18 protein-coding genes are annotated in these 18,131 nt (G+C 50.7%); 13 read left to right on the forward strand and 5 right to left on the reverse strand.

The genetic code is table 11. The features are described 5' to 3' along the window. Nucleotides 1-141 precede the first annotated feature (141 nt). From ACDK93_RS01625 to ACDK93_RS01635, 3 genes are all read left to right on the forward strand, one after another. Nucleotides 142-1,440, forward strand: a complete 1,299-nt coding sequence (locus tag ACDK93_RS01625) for a carbohydrate porin (protein ID WP_458070846.1) — start codon at nucleotides 142-144, stop codon at nucleotides 1,438-1,440. A 160-nt stretch (nucleotides 1,441-1,600) separates the two neighbouring features. After that, entirely contained in the window at nucleotides 1,601-2,020 is a 420-nt protein-coding gene (locus ACDK93_RS01630) for an ester cyclase (RefSeq protein WP_458070847.1), read from the forward strand. Nucleotides 2,021-2,079: 59 nt separating this feature from the next. Beyond that, nucleotides 2,080-2,595, forward strand: a complete 516-nt coding sequence (locus tag ACDK93_RS01635; RefSeq protein WP_458070848.1) for a Dps family protein — start codon at nucleotides 2,080-2,082, stop codon at nucleotides 2,593-2,595. 74 nt (nucleotides 2,596-2,669) lie between these two features. On the opposite strand, the gene ACDK93_RS01640 is transcribed toward ACDK93_RS01635, so the two are convergent. Next, the gene (locus ACDK93_RS01640) at nucleotides 2,670-3,500 is read right to left on the reverse strand and encodes an SDR family oxidoreductase (RefSeq protein WP_458070849.1); all 831 of its coding nucleotides are present in this window, start codon (nucleotides 3,498-3,500) and stop codon (nucleotides 2,670-2,672) included. A 95-nt stretch (nucleotides 3,501-3,595) separates the two neighbouring features. Between ACDK93_RS01640 and ACDK93_RS01645 the strand changes: the two genes are divergently transcribed. Further along, nucleotides 3,596-4,495: a LysR family transcriptional regulator gene (locus ACDK93_RS01645; protein WP_458070850.1), complete on the forward strand. Its 900-nt coding sequence runs from the start codon at nucleotides 3,596-3,598 to the stop codon at nucleotides 4,493-4,495. Nucleotides 4,496-4,558: 63 nt separating this feature from the next. Then, nucleotides 4,559-6,277, forward strand: coding sequence for a thiamine pyrophosphate-dependent enzyme (locus ACDK93_RS01650; protein WP_458070851.1), 1,719 nt, complete (start codon nucleotides 4,559-4,561; stop codon nucleotides 6,275-6,277). Between the two features lie 281 nt (nucleotides 6,278-6,558). Here ACDK93_RS01650 and ACDK93_RS01655 read toward each other — a convergent pair whose 3' ends face one another. After that, complete coding sequence (locus ACDK93_RS01655; RefSeq protein ID WP_458070852.1) at nucleotides 6,559-6,843, reverse strand: YciI family protein; 285 nt, start codon at nucleotides 6,841-6,843, stop codon at nucleotides 6,559-6,561. A gap of 253 nt (nucleotides 6,844-7,096) precedes the next feature. Beyond that, complete coding sequence (locus ACDK93_RS01660; RefSeq protein WP_458070853.1) at nucleotides 7,097-8,593, reverse strand: aldehyde dehydrogenase family protein; 1,497 nt, start codon at nucleotides 8,591-8,593, stop codon at nucleotides 7,097-7,099. Nucleotides 8,594-8,798: 205 nt separating this feature from the next. Here ACDK93_RS01660 and ACDK93_RS01665 point away from each other — a divergent pair, with 205 nt between their 5' ends. From ACDK93_RS01665 to ACDK93_RS01700, 8 genes are all read left to right on the forward strand, one after another. Further along, nucleotides 8,799-9,737: a LysR family transcriptional regulator gene (locus ACDK93_RS01665; protein ID WP_458070854.1), complete on the forward strand. Its 939-nt coding sequence runs from the start codon at nucleotides 8,799-8,801 to the stop codon at nucleotides 9,735-9,737. Nucleotides 9,738-10,769: 1,032 nt separating this feature from the next. After that, a complete protein-coding gene (locus tag ACDK93_RS01670; RefSeq protein ID WP_458070855.1) occupies nucleotides 10,770-10,988 on the forward strand; it encodes a diguanylate cyclase domain-containing protein in 219 nt (72 codons plus the stop codon). Nucleotides 10,989-11,012: 24 nt separating this feature from the next. After that, complete coding sequence (locus ACDK93_RS01675) at nucleotides 11,013-12,074, forward strand: EAL domain-containing protein (protein ID WP_458070856.1); 1,062 nt, start codon at nucleotides 11,013-11,015, stop codon at nucleotides 12,072-12,074. A gap of 418 nt (nucleotides 12,075-12,492) precedes the next feature. Next, the gene (locus ACDK93_RS01680) at nucleotides 12,493-13,323 is read left to right on the forward strand and encodes an oxidoreductase (protein ID WP_458070857.1); all 831 of its coding nucleotides are present in this window, start codon (nucleotides 12,493-12,495) and stop codon (nucleotides 13,321-13,323) included. 73 nt (nucleotides 13,324-13,396) lie between these two features. Then, complete coding sequence (locus tag ACDK93_RS01685; protein ID WP_458070858.1) at nucleotides 13,397-14,191, forward strand: SDR family NAD(P)-dependent oxidoreductase; 795 nt, start codon at nucleotides 13,397-13,399, stop codon at nucleotides 14,189-14,191. A gap of 64 nt (nucleotides 14,192-14,255) precedes the next feature. Further along, nucleotides 14,256-14,888: a flavin reductase family protein gene (locus ACDK93_RS01690; RefSeq protein ID WP_458070859.1), complete on the forward strand. Its 633-nt coding sequence runs from the start codon at nucleotides 14,256-14,258 to the stop codon at nucleotides 14,886-14,888. 153 nt (nucleotides 14,889-15,041) lie between these two features. Continuing rightward, nucleotides 15,042-15,920, forward strand: coding sequence for a fumarylacetoacetate hydrolase family protein (locus tag ACDK93_RS01695; protein WP_458070860.1), 879 nt, complete (start codon nucleotides 15,042-15,044; stop codon nucleotides 15,918-15,920). Between the two features lie 688 nt (nucleotides 15,921-16,608). Then, entirely contained in the window at nucleotides 16,609-17,022 is a 414-nt protein-coding gene (locus tag ACDK93_RS01700; RefSeq protein WP_458070861.1) for a hypothetical protein, read from the forward strand. Between the two features lie 11 nt (nucleotides 17,023-17,033). Here ACDK93_RS01700 and ACDK93_RS01705 read toward each other — a convergent pair whose 3' ends face one another. Next, on the reverse strand, nucleotides 17,034-17,267 hold the full coding sequence (locus ACDK93_RS01705) for a hypothetical protein (RefSeq protein WP_458070862.1): 234 nt from the start codon (nucleotides 17,265-17,267) through the stop codon (nucleotides 17,034-17,036). A 248-nt stretch (nucleotides 17,268-17,515) separates the two neighbouring features. Continuing rightward, nucleotides 17,516-18,127, reverse strand: a complete 612-nt coding sequence (locus tag ACDK93_RS01710) for a TetR/AcrR family transcriptional regulator (protein ID WP_458070863.1) — start codon at nucleotides 18,125-18,127, stop codon at nucleotides 17,516-17,518. Nucleotides 18,128-18,131 lie beyond the last annotated feature (4 nt).

Consider the following 18,131-nt stretch of genomic DNA (forward strand, 5'->3'; position numbering starts at 1 on the left):
ATGAACGTTACATGCGAACGATGGCTAAATCTTAATCCGGCAATAAGCAAGCACACGCCTTTGAAGACGTGCCAATCGATCGCGTGCTGCACATGGACTCATCAACTTGCTATCGCCGACACTTGGAGAGAATCCTGAATTATGAAGATTGAAATGATCGCTATGACCGCGTTGGCGTTCTCTACAGCCGTGGCGGTAGCTCCGCTAAAAGCTCAAGAAATTGATTATGGCGCGACGACCTTGACGGGCGCTTGGGGCGGAGAACGCCAGCGTTTGCACGACGATGGCATTGACCTTAGCGCAGACTACGTTGGCGAGTTCGCCACCAACACCAGCGGCGGCGATAGAAATACGAGCGCATACGCGGATCAAATTCATATCGGAGCAACGTTCGACTTCGAGAAGCTTTGGGGCTGGAAGGGCGGTTCGTTTGTTATAAGCATCAACGACCGTAACGGTGATCAGCTCGATAAAAAAGCAAGCCTGGGAACCTTACTTGAGACACAAGAGATATATGGAGCCGGAGATGTGACACGGCTGACCCGCTTTTACTATGATCAAAAGTTGTGGAATGATCTGATTGATATAAAGTTTGGTCGAATGGACATCAGCGACGATTTCTTCCCTTTTTCGTGCAATTTTCAAAATTTAAATTTTTGCGGCTCTCTGCCAGGTTACAACACGCAAGGTTGGTTTAATTATCCAGTTGCCCAGACTGGTGGGGTGCTAAGGATCAATCCGAGCAAGTCCTGGTATGTAAAACTGGGGGCCTTCGACGTGAATAAAAATAACCTTAACAATTCAGAAGGACTGAGTTTTTCACCGTCGGGAAAAAGCCAAGGCACGCTGATACTCGCAGAACTAGGGTGGAGCACACACCTTAACGGCAACGGAGACTTGCCAGGCACATGGGCAGTCGGTGGATGGAGAAACAGCGGCAACTATCCCAATCTGCTACTAGATATCAACGGCAAGCCGCTGACAATCACCGGCGGCACACCGAGGCTACAAGGTAGCGTGTCAGGATCCTATGCAATGGGACAGCAGCAGGTCACCACAAACGAAGCTGGTGGCGGCTTGTCGATTTTCGCTAACATCATGCAGGGTGACTCAGATACCGACTACACTGACAACAAGGTATCCATCGGACTTTTTTATAGCGCGCCTTTTGCCTCCCGACCGGAAGATCGCATCGGCTTCGCGCTCGGACGTGATCACGTAAGCAGTTTGGTTGCAGATGGCGCAATACAAGCGAATGCTGCTGGTTTAGGCCCCTTGCCAGTGCCCGGTTATGAGTATCTCACCGAGCTCAACTATAAAGCGCAGGTCATTCCGGGACTGTATGTTATGCCAAATATTCAGTATATAAGGCATCCCGGTGGCATTAGCTCTAATCCAGACGCTACTGTATTGGGAATGCGGCTGGCGATTACGTTATAAATTAGTGCGATGGTTATTTCATTCACATTTTAAGGTGACGACAGGGCTGGTACTTAAAATTCTTCTTAATTGAGATAAGCAAAGTAGTTTGGATTAGGCAAAATGTTTTGTTTTTATAAAACGTTTGCTTGAAAATTAAGCTAAGCGAGGGAGAGTTTCTATGACCACAATGCAAGCCGCAAACAAATATGTAGTAAAGCGGTTTAATCAAGAAGTCATTCAGGAAGGTAGGGAGTCGTCACTTCATGAGCTAATGGATGATGACTTCATCAACAGATCGGCGCCGCCTGGCACAGACAATGGTGCGTTGGGGATGTGGAATACGTTTAACAATGTTCTTCGCCCAGCAATGCCGGACATCAAAGTCGAAATACTTGATCAGGTTGCTGAGGGCGATAGGGTTACGACACGGAAGCGCATAACTGGTACCCACTTAGGCACACTTATGGGGATTGAAGCTACCCACGCCTCGATTTCAATAGACGTGATAGACATAGTGAGAATTCGTGCAGGTAAGTACTTAGAGCACTGGGGCGTTAACACTCTTCCATCGGTGCTAGCCTCACTGCGCAGTAGGTAAAGGATCTTACTAGGCATTTTTGCCAGGCACTCGTCATAGACCAATACATTGGGAGATTTATGATTAATGACAGTGAAAATGTTCTTACCCGGTCAGACTTATATACGCCGACGGGTCTAGGCGACAACGCGAGGAGAGACATTTCAGCTGAAATGAATACCCTCCTTGCCGACGTTTTTGCTCTTTATTTTAAGACAAAAAACTTTCACTGGCATATGTCAGGCCCGCACTTTCGGGATTTTCATTTGCTGCTTGACGAGCAGTCCAGCGACATCTACGAAACAACCGATGACATTGCAGAGAGAGTGCGAAAACTCGGCGGAACGACAATTCGTTCTGTCGGCCACGTTAAGCGGCTTCAGCGATTGTCAGACAATGATGCGGACTTCGTAACTCCTGACGACATTCTTGCAGAACTTCGCGAAGACAACATGAGGCTCATTGGTTTCATGAGAATTACACATTCTCTTTGCGATGAGTATGGAGACGTCGCCACCGCCAGCCTTATCGAAAACTGGATCGACCAAGCTGAAAAGCGTGTTTGGTTCTTGTTCGAAGCGGGTAGAAAGCACTGAAATTGCACCTCAGAGGTACAGCAATTTTTAGAAGTGAGTCCACCGACGAAAACTTTGCAAACGCGGATAGCTCATTAGTAGTCTCGCTGAAACTGTGTGCGCATGTGCTGCATGTACTGTGCTTCAGATGTTTCACGCCGTGCCCTAACAAGGGGCTGAATATCGTTTGTGGCGACGTATCGAAGCTGATTCGTGCCGTCGCTAGCAGCTTGGAATATCACGAGTGCAACATCTTCCGAGGTAGCTGTAGCTGCTGCGCTGAGATCTTTGAAAAGATTTAACGTTCTTGCTTGAAAGCCCGCATAGTCGTCAATTCGCTCGACGCTTGAAGCCTCTAAGGCGTTACGGGCGCCAAATTGCGTGCTGAGCACCCCGCCAGGTTCTACTATCTTCACCACTATGCCTTGGGAGGCTAGCTCGTAAGACAACGATTCTGAGAATCCTTCGAGCGCGAACTTGCTTGCGGTGTACAGGGAGATCATAGGCAACCCGAATATGCCCGCGCCAGAACTGACGTTGACGATGATTCCATCTTGTTTGGCCCGGAAGTGCGGCAATATGGCGCGAGTAGTGTCCATGACTCCGAAGACGTTCACGTCAAATTGGTCTTGAACACTTGATCGCGGGGTTCCCTCGAAAATCCCAAATTGACCGTATCCAGCGTTGTTGACCAGGACGTCAATGGAGCGAAAGCGAGAAACGCCAGCTGCGAGAGCCCTTTCTATCGTGCTCAATTCTTGAACGTCCAGCCGCTCGATCAGAACGTTTGGAACATTCTTCAGATCGCCTGCTTGGCTCAGATCACGCATAGTTGCTACGACGTTCCACCCTTTGTTTGCAAACAAATGGGCCGAAGCTCGACCGAAACCCGAAGACGTGCCGGTAATTAATACAGTTTTTGGCATGGGATAGCTCCTTGGCGACGAGTCTCACCATAGATCCTCTCCACTAAAGCGACAATCACACGTACAGCGCATGATCTAGTGCGGGAAACGGCACAATGGGAAAGAACCAGTTTTTAGAACTCAATGCGGTGGTCGCCGTCTCTGTGCACAAAAGCTTTAGGAAAGCGGCAGCGGAGCTATGCATGTCGCCATCTGCACTTAGCCATGTCGTGGGAGCCCTTGAGGAGCGCATCGGTGTGCGACTATTTCATCGCACTACGCGTAGCGTTTCACTTTCTGAAGCTGGAGAGCTCTTTTTAGACCGTATACGTCCGGCTCTACGTGATATCGATCTTGCAATGGATGCGGTGAACGATTTCCGCGAGAGACCAACCGGTACATTACGACTTAACGCTTCCGAAGGTGCGGCTCGCATGGTGCTCGCTCCTTATGTCTTCGAGTACATGCGTCGCTTTCCGGACATGAAGGTGGACATTGTTACAGAAGGGCGTTTAGTCGAAATTGTCGCCGATGGCTTCGATGCAGGTATACGTTCGGTCGAAAATGTGCCGCAAGACATGATCGCGGTGCGATGCAGTCCCGCCATACGGTTTACGGTGGTTGGCTCGCCCGGCTATTTCTCAAGATACGAGAAGCCGCGAACCCCAGCCGATCTAATGAACCACCGATGTATTCGAAGTCGGTATCCGAGTGGGTCTGTCTACAAATGGGAGTTTGGGAAGAACGGTGATAAGCAGACGATTGATGTCGTTGGTGCGCTAACTCTCGACAATCACAATCTAATGATTGAAGCCGCTTTGCATGATCAGGGTCTAGCTTGGACCAGCGAGTGGGCGACGGTAAGTCACGTGGCAGAGCATAGGCTGATTCGTGTTCTTGAAGACTGGTGTCAAGAAGAACCTGGTCTATGCATTTACTACCCAAACCAACGTCACGTCACCGCCGGGCTGCGGGCTTTCGTTGACATGGTAAAAGAAATTCATAAAAGCAATTAAGCACAATGTTTTGCTCAACGTCGCTTTTTATCAAGCCTATTCGTATAGCTAAGGAGCGTTGTCATGACAAAGAAAAAGGTTGCAGACATTATTATAGACGTTCTTGAACACGCTGGAGTCAAGCGTTGTTACGGTGTGGTGGGTGATACGTTAAACCACGTTACAGACGCGATCCGCCGCAGCGGCATCGAATGGGTACATGTGAGGCACGAAGAGGCTGGTGCGTTTGCCGCTGGCGGCGAAGCCTACATGACAGGCGTCTTGACCGCATGCGCTGGAAGCTGCGGTCCAGGAAGCTTGCATTTCATCAATGGTATCTACGAAGCAAATCGCAATCGTTCGCCGTTATTGTTGATCGCGAGCCAGGTCGCAACGAGTGAACTTGGTATAGATTTTCCGCAAGAAGTTGAGTTCAAGCCTATCTATAGTCACTGCAGCGTTTTTTGCGAGGTGTTAATCAATCCTCACGAAGCTCGTAGACTTGCAACGCTAGCTGCACAAACGGCTCTCAACAAACGTGGCGTAGCCGTTTTAGTGATACCCGGCGACCTTTCCGCCACGGAAGTAGAGGACGGCCCTGGCTATGCTGTTCACGTGCCTACACCCGTTACTCGCCCCTCAGATTCGGAACTTGATCGCATTGCAGAGATCATAAACGAGGGTGGCCGCATCGCCGTTTACGCTGGGGCAGGTTGCGAAAATGCTCACGAGCAGCTTTTGCGCTTTTGCAACATTTTAAAAGCCCCGATGGCTCATACCTCACGGGCGAAGGACTATCTTGAGCCGAATAATCCCTTCAATGTAGGCATGACTGGCGTCTTCGGGTCCAAAGCAGGATTTCATACTGTAACGAGTTGCGACATTCTCGTTCTGCTTGGATGTGATTTTGCGTGGCGGCAGTTTTATCCGAGGGACGCCCGCGTTATACAGATCGATATCGACGCGACTCATTTAGGGCGCCGTCACCCGGTTGAAGTAGGAGCCGTTGGGGATATCGCAGCAACGTTGGATGCACTGCAGCCCCGCCTCAGGGCAAATTCGAACTCCGTTTATCTGGAGGAGTGTCTGGCACTTTTTCGAGACGCGTTGTCCGATCTTCAGCGTCAGGCTAGACCTGGGCGTGAAGGACTTATCCATCCGCAGCAGCTCGTATCTCTGTTAGACAACCACGCTGCGGAAAATGCGATTTTTGTTGCGGACGGGGGCAGTCCGATGGTTTGGATGCTGCGGCATATTCGCGTCAACGGTAAACGCCGCACACTCACAAGCCTGTTGCATGGGACCATGGCCAACGCAATGCCTCAAGCTCTCGGCATCAAGAAGTCAATGCCAGAGCGCCAGGTAGTTGCACTCTCAGGAGATGGTGGAATCGCCATGTTGTTGGGTGATCTCTTGACGGCGATCCAAGAGAACATCCCCGTCAAAATCGTGGTGTTCAACAACGGGACGCTAGGATTCGTAGAACTCGAGATGAAAGTCGAAGGTATGCTCAATGCCTTCACTGATCTGAAGAATCCAGACTTTGGAAAACTGGCCGAAGTTGTTGGTTTTCGTGGCTGGACAATCGATCATAACGAAAAGCTCGAGCCGGCGGTCCTCGAGTTTCTTGCGCATCCGGGCCCTGCGCTCCTTGATGTACACGTTAATCGCACGGAGCTCGTCATGCCACCGCATATTGAACCAGCAATGGTTATGGGAACGGTGTTATACGGTGCCAAAGCTGTACTCGGTGGTCATACACGCGATTTGATTGATATGCTTGAATCGAACTTTCTCAAATAAATGCGGTGCGAGTCAGAACCACTGCAGAAGGGATATGTGTATCTAGAAAGCAGGGAACTGCTGACATGAAAAACGACGTCTTTCTTAGCTAAAAACTTCCCCCGAAAGAGAAGTTTTGCATTGAAGAGAATGTGCCTAGTCGTCTTGGTTCGGTGGTAGTTGACACGGCCATGATTTTTTAGCGCATGCTAGACCGGCGGTCCACAAGATGATTACGCGTTGCACGAAATTATAACTAACAAAAATAGAAATCAAACGACCTTAACTCAACAGGTCGTATGTCAAATCAGTTCTTTCAAACCATCATGCGTCATGCTTGGCTGAAACTCCAAAATATCGTATCGCGCTACTCTATGGATATGGAAGGGGTCTTTGGCGAGTTCCAGATCCAATGCCGCTCGACTAGCTGCAGACGCGACAATGATTCCGCCACCTCCGGCAGTTTGCCTGCCTGAAACCACACCAAATCCAGCGCTGTAAAAATATTTCAGAAAGTTTCGGTGATCGGGCAAATGCTTTTCAACTTCATCGTTTGACATGACATAAGTAAGAATGACGATAAACATTTCTTATCTCCTACGCTAGATTTCAGGCATTTAAAAGATACGGGAGTTTCGCTATTCCGCTTCATAATTTTGAGAAAGATTAGCTGTACATCGCACAACTTAAGCCGAGGTAGCACATGAGCGTTTTTTATTGATACCGGTGCTGATGCCGAAAACTATTCGCAAGCGCAGGCCCGATAGAAAAAGAACCGGAGCTTGCGAATTCCTCACTAGTCTTACCTACGCTGACGAGTGAGCTTATTCGCGACGCAGTCTAAAAAGGATATTCTCGGGGTGAATGCTGCACCGATACCCAATGTGTGCGAGTCATTTCTTCGATAACCCATTTACTGCCAAACCGCCCGATACCCGAGTTTTTTTCGCCGCCAAACGGTGTGTTGGGAGCGTCGTTAGACGTCACGTCATTAATGTGAGTCATACCAGCGTCAATCTGATGGGCAAATCGAACCCCACGCTCAACGTCTCGCGTAAAGATAGCGCTGGACAGCCCAAATTCACTCTGATTTGCGGCGTCAATAGCTGCGGCACTGTTGGCTACTCGTATGATTGGCGCCAAAGGCCCAAAGATTTCTTCATTGGCAATGGCGGAGCTGGTCGCGACTTCGGTGAGAATATGGGGAGGAAGAACAAGTCCTAGAGGTGATCCGCCGAGGGCAATCGTGGCGCCGCTTTCCTGGGCCTGTTGAACCATTTTTTGTAGCGCGTCGAGGCGCTTCTTGCTTATAACAGGGCCAACAATGGTGTCCTCATCATTGGGGTCTCCGAACTTCAACGAGGCGACACGTTCTATGTAGCCGGCGACAAAGTCGTCATAGATAGCTGCTTCGACAATGATTCGATTGGTTGCCACGCATATTTGCCCTTGATGCAAGAATTTCCCCAGTACTGCAGCGTTGATAGCTTGGTCAACGTCGGCGTCGCTCAGGACTACCAGCGGTGCGTTTCCCCCTAGCTCGAGCGCTGCTCGTTTGAGGATGGTTCCGGTAACGGCGAGCGATCCGATACGGCGGCCAACTGCGCTTGAACCTGTAAAAGAAATGAAAGGTGAATCCGGATGCAAAACAAATGCGTCACCAATTTCCGACGAGTGCCCGACTACAACGTTTAGCACGCCATCTGGCAAGCCGGCTTCCTGGAATATACGTGCCAGAAGAAGTCCGCCGGTTATCGGCGTCTCTCCAGCTGGCTTAATGACCACCGAGTTACCTAAAGCAAGAGCGGGAGCAACCGATCTGGTGGTTAGATGAAGCGGCCAGTTCCAAGGACTGATGACGCTTACGACACCGAGAGGACGTCGATAAACCCTGTTTTCTTTGCCAGGGACGTCCGAGGGCAGTATTTCGCCCGTTGCTTGGTAAGGAAGAGCAGAAAATTGGACCATCATGTCGCGTACTGCTTGCCACTCCAGTCTCGCTTTGATTCGCGTACTTCCGGATTCGCGTATGAGCCAAACAATTATTTCTTCTTTGCGTGCATCCATGATGTTCGCAGCGTTCAACAGAACTCGGCCGCGTTCAGCAGGCGTACGTTTTTCCCATGACTTTTGAGAGAGCTTGGCCGCATTAAATGCGGCATCGACATCGGCAATGCTTGCATCATGAATTTCACAGAGCGTAAGGCCAGTAAAGGGATCTGAGACCTTGGTTGTTCCTTTGCCCCTTCCTTCCACGTTTTCGCCACCGATGGACTGCTTGTCAAAATGGTCATACCGCGCAAGAGCGTTCAATGCGTTTTCCGATTGTGTTTTCATGAGGCGCTTTCCTGAACATTCGATGGAAGTGACTGACATGTTGTCAGGGCAAGAGACTTCAGTACGGCAAGGTACGTTTCAGCTTTGGGTGGGGCTTGCTATCGCTGGAAGCTCTGTGCGACCGAAACTTCAGCAACCTGAGAATCATCCTCAGTGGCTGTAGTCGTCCAATTATTTAGACTACGAAAGCCGATTAGGAGCTCTTATGAGAGCCATTGAATTACGCCAGTTACGTTACTTCGCGATACTTGGTAAGGAGCTTCATTTCGGCAGAGCGGCAGCGCTTGCCTTTGTCACTCAGTCGGCCCTGAGCCAGCAGGTCGCCAAGCTTGAGGATCTCGTGGGTGTACAGCTGTTCGAACGTGACCATCGAGGAGTCACACTCACCTCCGCGGGGAGCGCTCTTCTCAAAGAAACAGACCAAATTTTCCTGCAAATTGATCATGCCCTACGCTCAGCTCGAATGGCCGCAGGTAAGCAAGAATTTCAACTCTCAATTGGTCTTGTTGAATATACAAACCTTCCGTTTATTCCGCCTGCACTTATTCGTCTTCAGGCTCTCTACCCAGACGTTAAAATCTCGAAGCATGAAATGAACACAGTGCAGCAGGCAGCAGCGCTCGCAAAGGGTGGCATTGACATAGGTTTCGGTGTGCTCTTTAGCAGCGCTGAGGCCGATTCATCTATGCAAGTGGCGCCGATGCTTAAGGCAAATTGGTCAGTTCTCATACGGCGAGGCTCTAACCTTTCGCGCCTCAGCCGCCTCCGTGTAGAAGATCTCGCCGCAGAGAAGTTGATTATATTTTCCCGCGCTGTGAATCCGCCGCTCTATGATTCTGTTGTCGCCGACTGCAACACAGCCGGCTTCAAACCAAATTTCATCTACGAGACCTTACAGTCCCAAGTCGGCATTGCCCTTGTGCACCAGGGTCTAGGCGTTATGCTTGGTGCCACGTACGTTTTTGTAAGCATTCCTGATGCGCTTGAGTACAAAATTATTGATGGCTTCGGACCTCTCGTAGTGCATCGCCTGTGTCGATCGCACGAAGCTAACCCCTTAATTTTAGATTTTATGGACATAGCGGCTGAAGAAGCGCTCGCCGTGCAAACAAGATTAGATGGCTATTTGGAAAACGGTGCTTAGTGCATAAAGTCCGCGATTCGCGCACATTTTTTAAATCACTGGAGCGCATCTAGCCAATTTTTTCCATTACCCGTATCACTAGTCATTGCCGATGAGAAAACGTCGCCTGAATCTGAGGCAGGCGAGTTGAAATTTAAGTTTGTGTTTTGTCGAGAACAGTTATACTGAAAGCGTCATCTACACACGCTTGCATCTTGCAAGAGACCGTGGAAACGGTCCCCCTTTTTATAGGTAGCAGATTAAAAAAAACGCTCCTATTATTCGAAATAAACTAAAGTTCCGTTGGCGTACAGCGGACCGTCTGGATGAAGAACCAGATACGTTGCTAAGGAAGCGTGTTGGATTTTTTACCCGCAATAGCGTCGCCAACGTCCGGAAACTGCTCTTAGGATGTAGAAAATAAAAATTGCTGTAATCCAAATTATTGCGATCGATTAGTCTCCGTCGTACGCAGACCGGCATTGATATTGCGCAAGGATTAAGGGGAATAGGTCCATGGGCGAACATTCTGGCGCGGACGCCCATAACTATGGTATTCCGCTTTCTGCTGCATCATGGCTATCTGGACGGGTGCCTCACCCATCTCCGGGCAACTGACACGAGTCCTATTTAATCCCGAGTTTCGATGCGGTAGCGCGCATGCTGTGCGCAGCTTTGCACGTTCCGTTGGTAGCCCTTACCTTGGTCGACGCCGGAGTATTCATGTTCCCGCCGGACAGCTAAATAATTCCCGCCGGTTCAAGCCAGTTAAGCGAACTCTTGAGAGGTGCCACAGCCCGCCGTATCTCACGGGTAGAGCTTGATGTGCCCGCGCATGTGGGCAGCGGAACGGAATATCGTCCACACCGCTGCGACTTTTGCCAGTGTGCCGGTGTATACCCTGACCCATCGGCATGTAGCTGCGCTCTGCGTGTTCGACTTTGAGCCGCGACCGCGGCTGACTGATACGGATAGCACCATACTGGATGATGCAGCAACTGTAGCCGATGCAGCTCTTGTTCTTCGAACATATATATCGGACGCGTCCATCCGGTGACTCAGCTGCCGCATCGCAACGCATTCTTCGAAGATCTCCGCACTCGCGTAGCCGGAGGAGCCGAACGATTGGCGATCGTTGCCATTGAGGTAGCACCCGTGGCCCGCTTTAACGCTTTCCTGCGTGCTATGGGGCATCAATATGCTGATACCCTGATTCGTCTGGTAGCTATGCGTATCCAGCAGTGCATGTCTCCCAAGATGTATTTGTACTAAGTCGGGGTGGCGCGATTTGCATTGATGCTTTCCGATACGCGGGCGTTTAAGGACGAAGACGCCTTCGACCGACTGGTGGCTCGACTTCGTGAACCCTTTGACTGCCAGGGCATTCCGCTCTCTATTCAGCCTGGCGTGGGTCTGCTCGAAATGCTGGAGAGCAAACTAGCGACCGGTGACGCCCTACGATTGGTGATTAGCGCCTCTTATTCCGCCCATCGGAGCGTGCGCGGTTGGAGCCACTATGAGCAGGCGAAGGATGAACTCCATCAGCAGGATTTCTTCCTTATTACCGAACTTTCGGAAGCACTGAATAACCCGTCGAGTGGAGTTGCCAGTGAGCTTGGCCTGTATTACCAGCCTCGCGTAGATCTGCATAGTGGCCGCTGCGTTGCAGTCGAGGCCTTGATGCGCTGGCGTCATCCAACTCTTTGCTGGGTTTCTCCGTCTCGATTCGTGCCGCTGGTCAAGCAAGCCGGTTTAATGCGCTGCCTTACCAATTGGGTGCTGGGACGAGGTTTTCAGCAGTTGGCATTAAGGCTGCAAGAGGCACTGAATATTCATCTGTCGATCAACATATCAAGCACAGATTTCGACGCAGACTTGGTGCCACGCTTGTTGCAGGCGGCAAAGCAGTTCAACGTTCCACTGAATAATGTCGAGCTAGAATTTACCGAAAACACGTTCGTGCATAACAACGACGCAGTAAAACAGCGACTTGCTCAATTGAGTCACTTTGGCGTGCGCGTTGCTCTAGATGACTTTGGCACCGTCTATAGCAACTTAGCTTATATGCGCGAACTTCCCGCAAGCACACTAAAGATTGATCAATCGTTTGTCACATCACTCGACCAGAACTTAGAAGACGAGGTGATCGTGGGCTGCATCGCTAAGATGGCAACTTCACTAGGATTTCGGGTTGTTGTGGAGGGCGTTGAAACTGCCAGTATCTATCAGAAGGTTATCGATATTGGTTGTGATGAAGTACAGGGCTACTTTATTGCGCGTCCAATGCCCAGCGGCGAACTTGCACCCTGGTTGGCCCAATTCGAGACGGAACGACTTCGCAAAGGTGACTCGCTATAACTCGTGAAGGTTCTTGCTCTAGGCACGAATTATCATGCGCGGTGTTGCGCCCCAGACGTCTTGTTCCATGGCTCATGCCGCATAACAATTGCACCTCCCAACCATATGAAACGCTACCCGAAGTACCGTGACGAAGTCTTTCTCTCGTCGTTGCTGCTATGTCTGCTGGGGCGGCAGAGGCCGACGATTCACGTGACATTCTTGGGCAACGCCCAAGGTTTTGAAGGCCACTCGTGGCGGCTAAGGCTGTCACCAGCGGGCAGTTTGTGAAACGGCTAAAGCGCTGCTGTTTAGCTAGCTATTAGAAGCAGTTATCGACAGCGCAACTATTTCGAATTGGCGGTTTTCCCAGCGCGTATGCACTCTGTACTCCAAGGCCAAGGCAATCACGTCTTGGGCCACACCGAGGAGAAGTGTCATGCGCAACTGGCTTATTACAGGCGTGAGCAGCGGATTTGGTCGAGCCTTGGCTGAAAAGGTACTTTCGTTGGGAGATCGCGTTATTGGTACCGTACGGTCGGATTCAGCACGTGCGGAATTCGAAAAGCTGCACACAACTAATGCGGTAGGGGTACTTCTCGATGTCACAAAAGACGCCGATGTCGACCGTGTTGTAGCGGCAGTTGAAAAAGATATCGGGCGGATCGACGTCCTTGTCAACAATGCCGGTTACGGACACGAGGGAACTATTGAGGAAACTTCGTTAGAGGAGTTTCGCACTCAGTTTGCTGTCAACGTTTTCGGCGCCGTCGCGGTAACAAAAGCGGTTTTGCCACATATGCGGGTTCGTCGCAGTGGCCACATCGTCAATATTACTTCCATGGGGGGTATCGTCACTTTCCCAGGTCTCGGTGTCTATCATGGAAGCAAGTTCGCACTAGAAGGCATCACGGAAGCGTTGGCGAAAGAAGTCGCCTCATTTGGTATCAAGGTAACCGCGATCGAACCAGGAGCCTTTCGTACCGAGTGGGCTGGCCGGTCGATGAAAAGGCGGGACGGCGGTATCGCCGACTACGAATCTCTCATGCGCCCGTTGCGCGAAGCGCGTGCAGAGCGTAGTGGCATGCAGCCCGGCGATCCTAAAAAGGCTGCTGACGCCATCATCGCTGTAGTCAACGCCAAGGAGCCACCCGGTCATCTATTGCTGGGCCCTGATGCACTTAGCTTTGTCCGCAACAAGCTAGAGGGCCTAACTCAAGAAATAGATCGGTGGGAATCGCTGAGTTCAGGCACTAATTTTTCTAGCTGATGTATCACCATCCAGTCGTAAGCGACTCAATCGCGCGATTGCGGGATGATTGAGTCGCTCGGAGCGAGCGTCTATGTTCAGGTATTTCAAATCCACTGCTTTAATCACAGGCGCATCTGAAGGTCTGGGTGCGGCGTACGCCAGGGAATTGGCGGCTCGCGGAACCAGCCTGGTCCTAGTCGCTCGCTCGCTTACGAAATTGGAAGAGCTCGCTCACTCCGTTCGCGCTCTTCATAGTGTGGGATGCGTAGCCATTTGCTGCGATCTTTCTGATTCCGACGCTGTGTCAAATCTCATGCTCGAGTTGGAGTGGCGGAAGTTGAAGATTGATCTACTTATCAACAATGCAGGCCTTGGTTTGACCGGCAATTTTCTTGCTCACGATCTCGAGAAAGAGCAGAGAAGTATCCAACTAAATGTGCGGGCACTTGTTTCTCTTTCTCATGCCTTGGGAAGCCAGATGATTTTGCGCGGCCGTGGCGGAATCATCAATATAGCGTCGAACGCCTCATTTCAGCCTTTACCCTTTATGGCCACTTACGCAGCCGCGAAGGCATTCTCACTCCATTTCACTGAAGCACTGAGATATGAGCTTCAAGGCCACGGCGTGCAAGTAATGGCTGTATGTCCTGGCCCGACGGCCACAAAGTTTTTCGAAGGTACGATGGTGACCATGAAGGAGACTGCCTTTGACAGCGCCGAATATGTGGCACGCCGAACTTTGCAGGCCTTTGACCGAAAAAAAACCATCGCGTATCCAGGCCGCTTTAGCGTCCGGCCGACTACATGGCTTCCTCGATTTATGCCGCGCGACTTGATCACCAAGGTAGCCGCCTCGGCAATGAAAAAAATGGGTTTAGCTAAATAGGGCATTTCACCAAAGGCGAGTAAACATCTCGTTGATGCGTTTCCATTAGATAGGTAAAAGTCTTATGAACCACTCTCCGTATCATTTCTACGAGCCTTCAACCGGCCATGGATTGGCACACGATCCCTTCAACGCAATCGTTGGGCCGCGACCTATTGGGTGGATTTCAACAGTCGACCGTCAGGGACGACGCAATCTGGCGCCCTACAGTTTTTTTAACGGATTCAACTACACGCCGCCAATCATCGGGTTCGCATCGGTAGGTTGGAAAGATACCGTGGCCAACATCAAAGACACCGGTGTTTTTGTCTGGAATTTAACTACTTACGGCCTCGTGAATGCCATGAACATGAGTTCGGCGGCTGTCTCGCACGGAAGGGACGAATTCGAGTTAGCGGGCTTGACTGCTGCGGCTAGCCGATTAGTAGATGCACCTCGCGTATTAGAGAGTCCGGTAAATTTTGAATGCCGATTGACACAGTTGATCCAGCTTCAGAATGTTGCCGGTGAGGAAGTGCCTACTTGGCTGGTGCTGGGCGAGGTAGTTGGCGTGCACATGGACTCACGATTCATTGAGGATGGCGTCTTCCAAGCAGCAGCTGTTCAGCCCGTTCTTCGCTGGGGCAGGATGGGTGACTACGCAAAGATAGATTCTGATGACGTATTTGAGCTCTTGCGTCCAGCGAATGTTGAGTGATCTACTTTTAGGCGCTCTGAGCCTTGCTCAAGAAATTGATTTTTTCAAGGAGCATTAGTATGGCCCCCCTAACGCTATGGGACAGACTAAAAAGACGAAATAGTTTATACGGTCTAGTAAAGGGTTGCGGTGCTATGACAAAAGGTGCCTGATATGCGATTACTACGCTACTCAATTGAAGGAAATGCACCTCGAACAGCTATAGAAAAAGATCGCCTTTTCTACGATTTAAATCAGCTTAGCAATCGCTTTCCTACGGACATGCTTGGGCTGCTCGAAAAGCTTCCTTCCTTAAAGTCCGACATTGAAGCAAAGACCGATGCGCTTAATCCTGATTCGGCGTTGCCATTGGGCATCATGGTTCTTTGCCCCATCGAGAAGCCAGGCAAGATCCTCTGTCTAGGACTTAACTATGACAGCCATGCAAGTGAGGCGGGTCATCAAGTACCGCTATATCCGGATATTTTTGCGAAATTTTCCAATACTCTTATTGGAGACGGCGCAAATATTGTGATGCCGCGTCAAAGCGTCGAATTGGACTATGAGGCTGAGCTTTGCGTCGTTATAGGAAAAAAGTGTCGAAACGTGACGGCTGACAATGCTCTGAGCGTGGTCGCTGGTTACACCATCATGAACGATGTATCTGTTCGAGATATGCAGCTTAGGTCTACGCAAGCCACGATGGGGAAAAATTTCGACACACATGGTCCGTGTGGTCCAGTCATTGTGACGAGTGACGAAATCCCAGATCCCCAAAGTCTTAGCATCGAGCTGAGCGTAAATGGTGAGATACGCCAACGTGGGCGCACCAGCGAGATGATCTTCTCTGTTAGCGACATCATTACGTTTCTGACATCTGAAATGACGCTTGAGCCTGGTGATCTCATCTCAACGGGAACTCCCGCTGGCACTGGAAGCCGAAGCAAGCCGCCAAAGTGGCTAAGGCCGGGAGATGAGGTCGTCGTTGATCTAAGCAGTATTGGGAGATTGCGTAATACAGTTATTTCGTTTGATGGATTACATGACGGCTAGTTTAGTCTTTGAAGAGAATTGATAAGCTACGGCTAAGTTGCTGCATGCAAGGCGATTGGCGATTGTTACCGGGTATAGGTCGGACGGCTGCTTTCCATAGATTCTGTTGAAAAACTCGCTTCCAAAATTTAAGTTCGTCTGACGAGCAAAAAATCGGCCGCGACAAGCGATTTCTGTTAGGCCGCTCGTGCAAATTTGTACAGAATCGAATTGTCACGGCCATCGTGATCGAGAATGTGGATGTCCATTCGTTAAGACGGAGATTTTCAACAGAATCGGCCGATTTCGGACCTTTGCTGAACGTCGCCGGCAAAAATGCCGAACATATCGAGGCAGAAATAGCTGCTTAGAAAGGGTCGGTTTGGCCTCCCTCTCGCTCTTGATTCAACAAGCTATTCGAGGGCGTCATAGCCAATCCAGGTGGCCGATGAACTTAAACATCGATTTCTGCGCGCGCCGAACACCCTGTTGGTTCTGAGCAAGGCGGGTGCCCTGCTGCCTTCAGGCGTGCCAGTAAGACTCTGAAACGTCTGATTCCGACCGGTTATGATCAGTATTTCGTGAGACCGTAAGGCAAACGCATCGGCTTGGCGTCCTGATAGGACTTGGTTGCTAATAGTTCAAAAACCGCCACCAGAGCGCGTAGGGTGCAATATAGGTGATCGTTCAACTGAATACGAGCAGGCTCGTGAGCTCACCAGATAAGCCTTCCAACGGAGAGAAAAGACCGCCACCTGAGGCTCTGGTCGTTGTTGAGGACAACGTCCTTGTCGCCGAAACGATAGCCGACGGCTTGGAGGCATTAGGATATTCACCCGTTGAAACGGTCAGTACCGTGAAGGGCGCACTGGATGCCGTCCGTAACAATCCTATTGATCTTGCTGTGTTGGAAACCGACGTGAGAGGTCATTCAACCGAAGCTGTATTAGAAGCGCTGGACGCGAGGGACATTGCTCATGTCGTAGCGTCGACCGATGACCGTAATACGCTGCCGAGCAAGGCGCCTTATTTGCTAAAACCGTTCAGCTTTTATCAGTTAAAAAATGTTGTTACAAAAGCGCTTAAACAAGCGTCAGCCCGTCTGCCTAAACGACAGCATTGAGCCGCTTTCCCTCACGAGAGCGTATCGCCGTCATCTACTTTAAATCCGAATTTCAGGAGTATGTGGCTGATCTGAGCACAAACCCATTCGTGGTCCTCTGCCGGTGCTCGTCGCGAAAGTTTGTCCGCCGGGCGTAAGAAATCCTTCAAAAATCTTTCGGTGGTCACATAGGTTGCAGCGACTATCCGCATCTCTAGTTCGAACGCATCGAGTTCTCTTTGAATTTGTTCCCGAGAAACAGTCATGCGGAATATCCAATCTTAGCTTTGAATGTAAGCATCGCGCATAAAGCTTGAATGAATGCCTCCAAGGGGCAGGATGCGTCTTAGGATTGGTCGCTGATGCCCAGTTCACGGTTTCTTATACTCAGCGGCAGATGCTCTTCGATCGGCGGTAATCGACCCGTTGCTGTCGCTCGTGAGCGTCCGCTCTGGGAGACCGATCTACACAGTTCAGATGACTTCCCGAGAGTCTGTCTTGCCAAGCGCGGGTCTCAATCCGTGCGCCTGGGCCAAGCGTTCATTGCAACAGTGACGATTGCTCTCAGTTCTTCGCGTCGTCCACCGTCTCGCGCCAGTACCGACATACCCTGAACCAACGCGATTGCCAGACTCGCTAGGGACTTTGCTTTCGTCTCTTCAGGGAGCAAACCCGCGGCGATATCTTGCTCAATCCGCAAACGCACTCGACTGATCATCTGGCGTCGAACTTGAGCAACGGTTTTTTGGACGTCCTTCGCCTCCACTGAGCCGCTTGCCGCCGCACTTGCCAGCAAGCATCCTCGCGGCGTGCCGCCATTCGTGAAAAGGTCAGCCGCGGACATTAGCATTTGATGCACCGCTTGGTAGGCGGTGGAGGACTCTTGAAGGGTCACAGCGAAATCATCGGGCGTTCCCGCGTACCGGTGCATCGCTTCCAAGAATAGGCGCTTCTTATCACCGAATGCCGCGTAAAGGCTTGGCGCTGTCACGCCCATGACCTTAGTCAGCTCGCTGATCGATGTCGTTTCGTAACCGTGACGCCAGAAGGCAAGCATGGCCTGCTTCAGCGCCTCATCACGGTTAAAGGACCGTGGCCTGCCCAGCTTGCGAGAATCACTTTCCATAACG

The organism is Rhodanobacter sp. BL-MT-08, assembly GCF_054161255.1.

Coding starts and splice junctions, on each gene's coding strand:
- ACDK93_RS01660 (WP_458070853.1), bottom strand. CDS start 8,593: ATGAAAACACAATCGGAAAACGCATTGAACGCTCTTGCGCGGTATGAC.
- ACDK93_RS01625 (WP_458070846.1), top strand. CDS start 142: ATGAAGATTGAAATGATCGCTATGACCGCGTTGGCGTTCTCTACAGCC.
- ACDK93_RS01630 (WP_458070847.1), top strand. CDS start 1,601: ATGACCACAATGCAAGCCGCAAACAAATATGTAGTAAAGCGGTTTAAT.
- ACDK93_RS01675 (WP_458070856.1), top strand. CDS start 11,013: ATGCTTTCCGATACGCGGGCGTTTAAGGACGAAGACGCCTTCGACCGA.
- ACDK93_RS01705 (WP_458070862.1), bottom strand. CDS start 17,267: ATGACTGTTTCTCGGGAACAAATTCAAAGAGAACTCGATGCGTTCGAA.
- ACDK93_RS01665 (WP_458070854.1), top strand. CDS start 8,799: ATGAGAGCCATTGAATTACGCCAGTTACGTTACTTCGCGATACTTGGT.
- ACDK93_RS01710 (WP_458070863.1), bottom strand. CDS start 18,127: ATGGAAAGTGATTCTCGCAAGCTGGGCAGGCCACGGTCCTTTAACCGT.
- ACDK93_RS01690 (WP_458070859.1), top strand. CDS start 14,256: ATGAACCACTCTCCGTATCATTTCTACGAGCCTTCAACCGGCCATGGA.
- ACDK93_RS01680 (WP_458070857.1), top strand. CDS start 12,493: ATGCGCAACTGGCTTATTACAGGCGTGAGCAGCGGATTTGGTCGAGCC.
- ACDK93_RS01645 (WP_458070850.1), top strand. CDS start 3,596: ATGGGAAAGAACCAGTTTTTAGAACTCAATGCGGTGGTCGCCGTCTCT.
- ACDK93_RS01655 (WP_458070852.1), bottom strand. CDS start 6,843: ATGTTTATCGTCATTCTTACTTATGTCATGTCAAACGATGAAGTTGAA.
- ACDK93_RS01695 (WP_458070860.1), top strand. CDS start 15,042: ATGCGATTACTACGCTACTCAATTGAAGGAAATGCACCTCGAACAGCT.
- ACDK93_RS01640 (WP_458070849.1), bottom strand. CDS start 3,500: ATGCCAAAAACTGTATTAATTACCGGCACGTCTTCGGGTTTCGGTCGA.
- ACDK93_RS01650 (WP_458070851.1), top strand. CDS start 4,559: ATGACAAAGAAAAAGGTTGCAGACATTATTATAGACGTTCTTGAACAC.
- ACDK93_RS01635 (WP_458070848.1), top strand. CDS start 2,080: ATGATTAATGACAGTGAAAATGTTCTTACCCGGTCAGACTTATATACG.
- ACDK93_RS01685 (WP_458070858.1), top strand. CDS start 13,397: ATGTTCAGGTATTTCAAATCCACTGCTTTAATCACAGGCGCATCTGAA.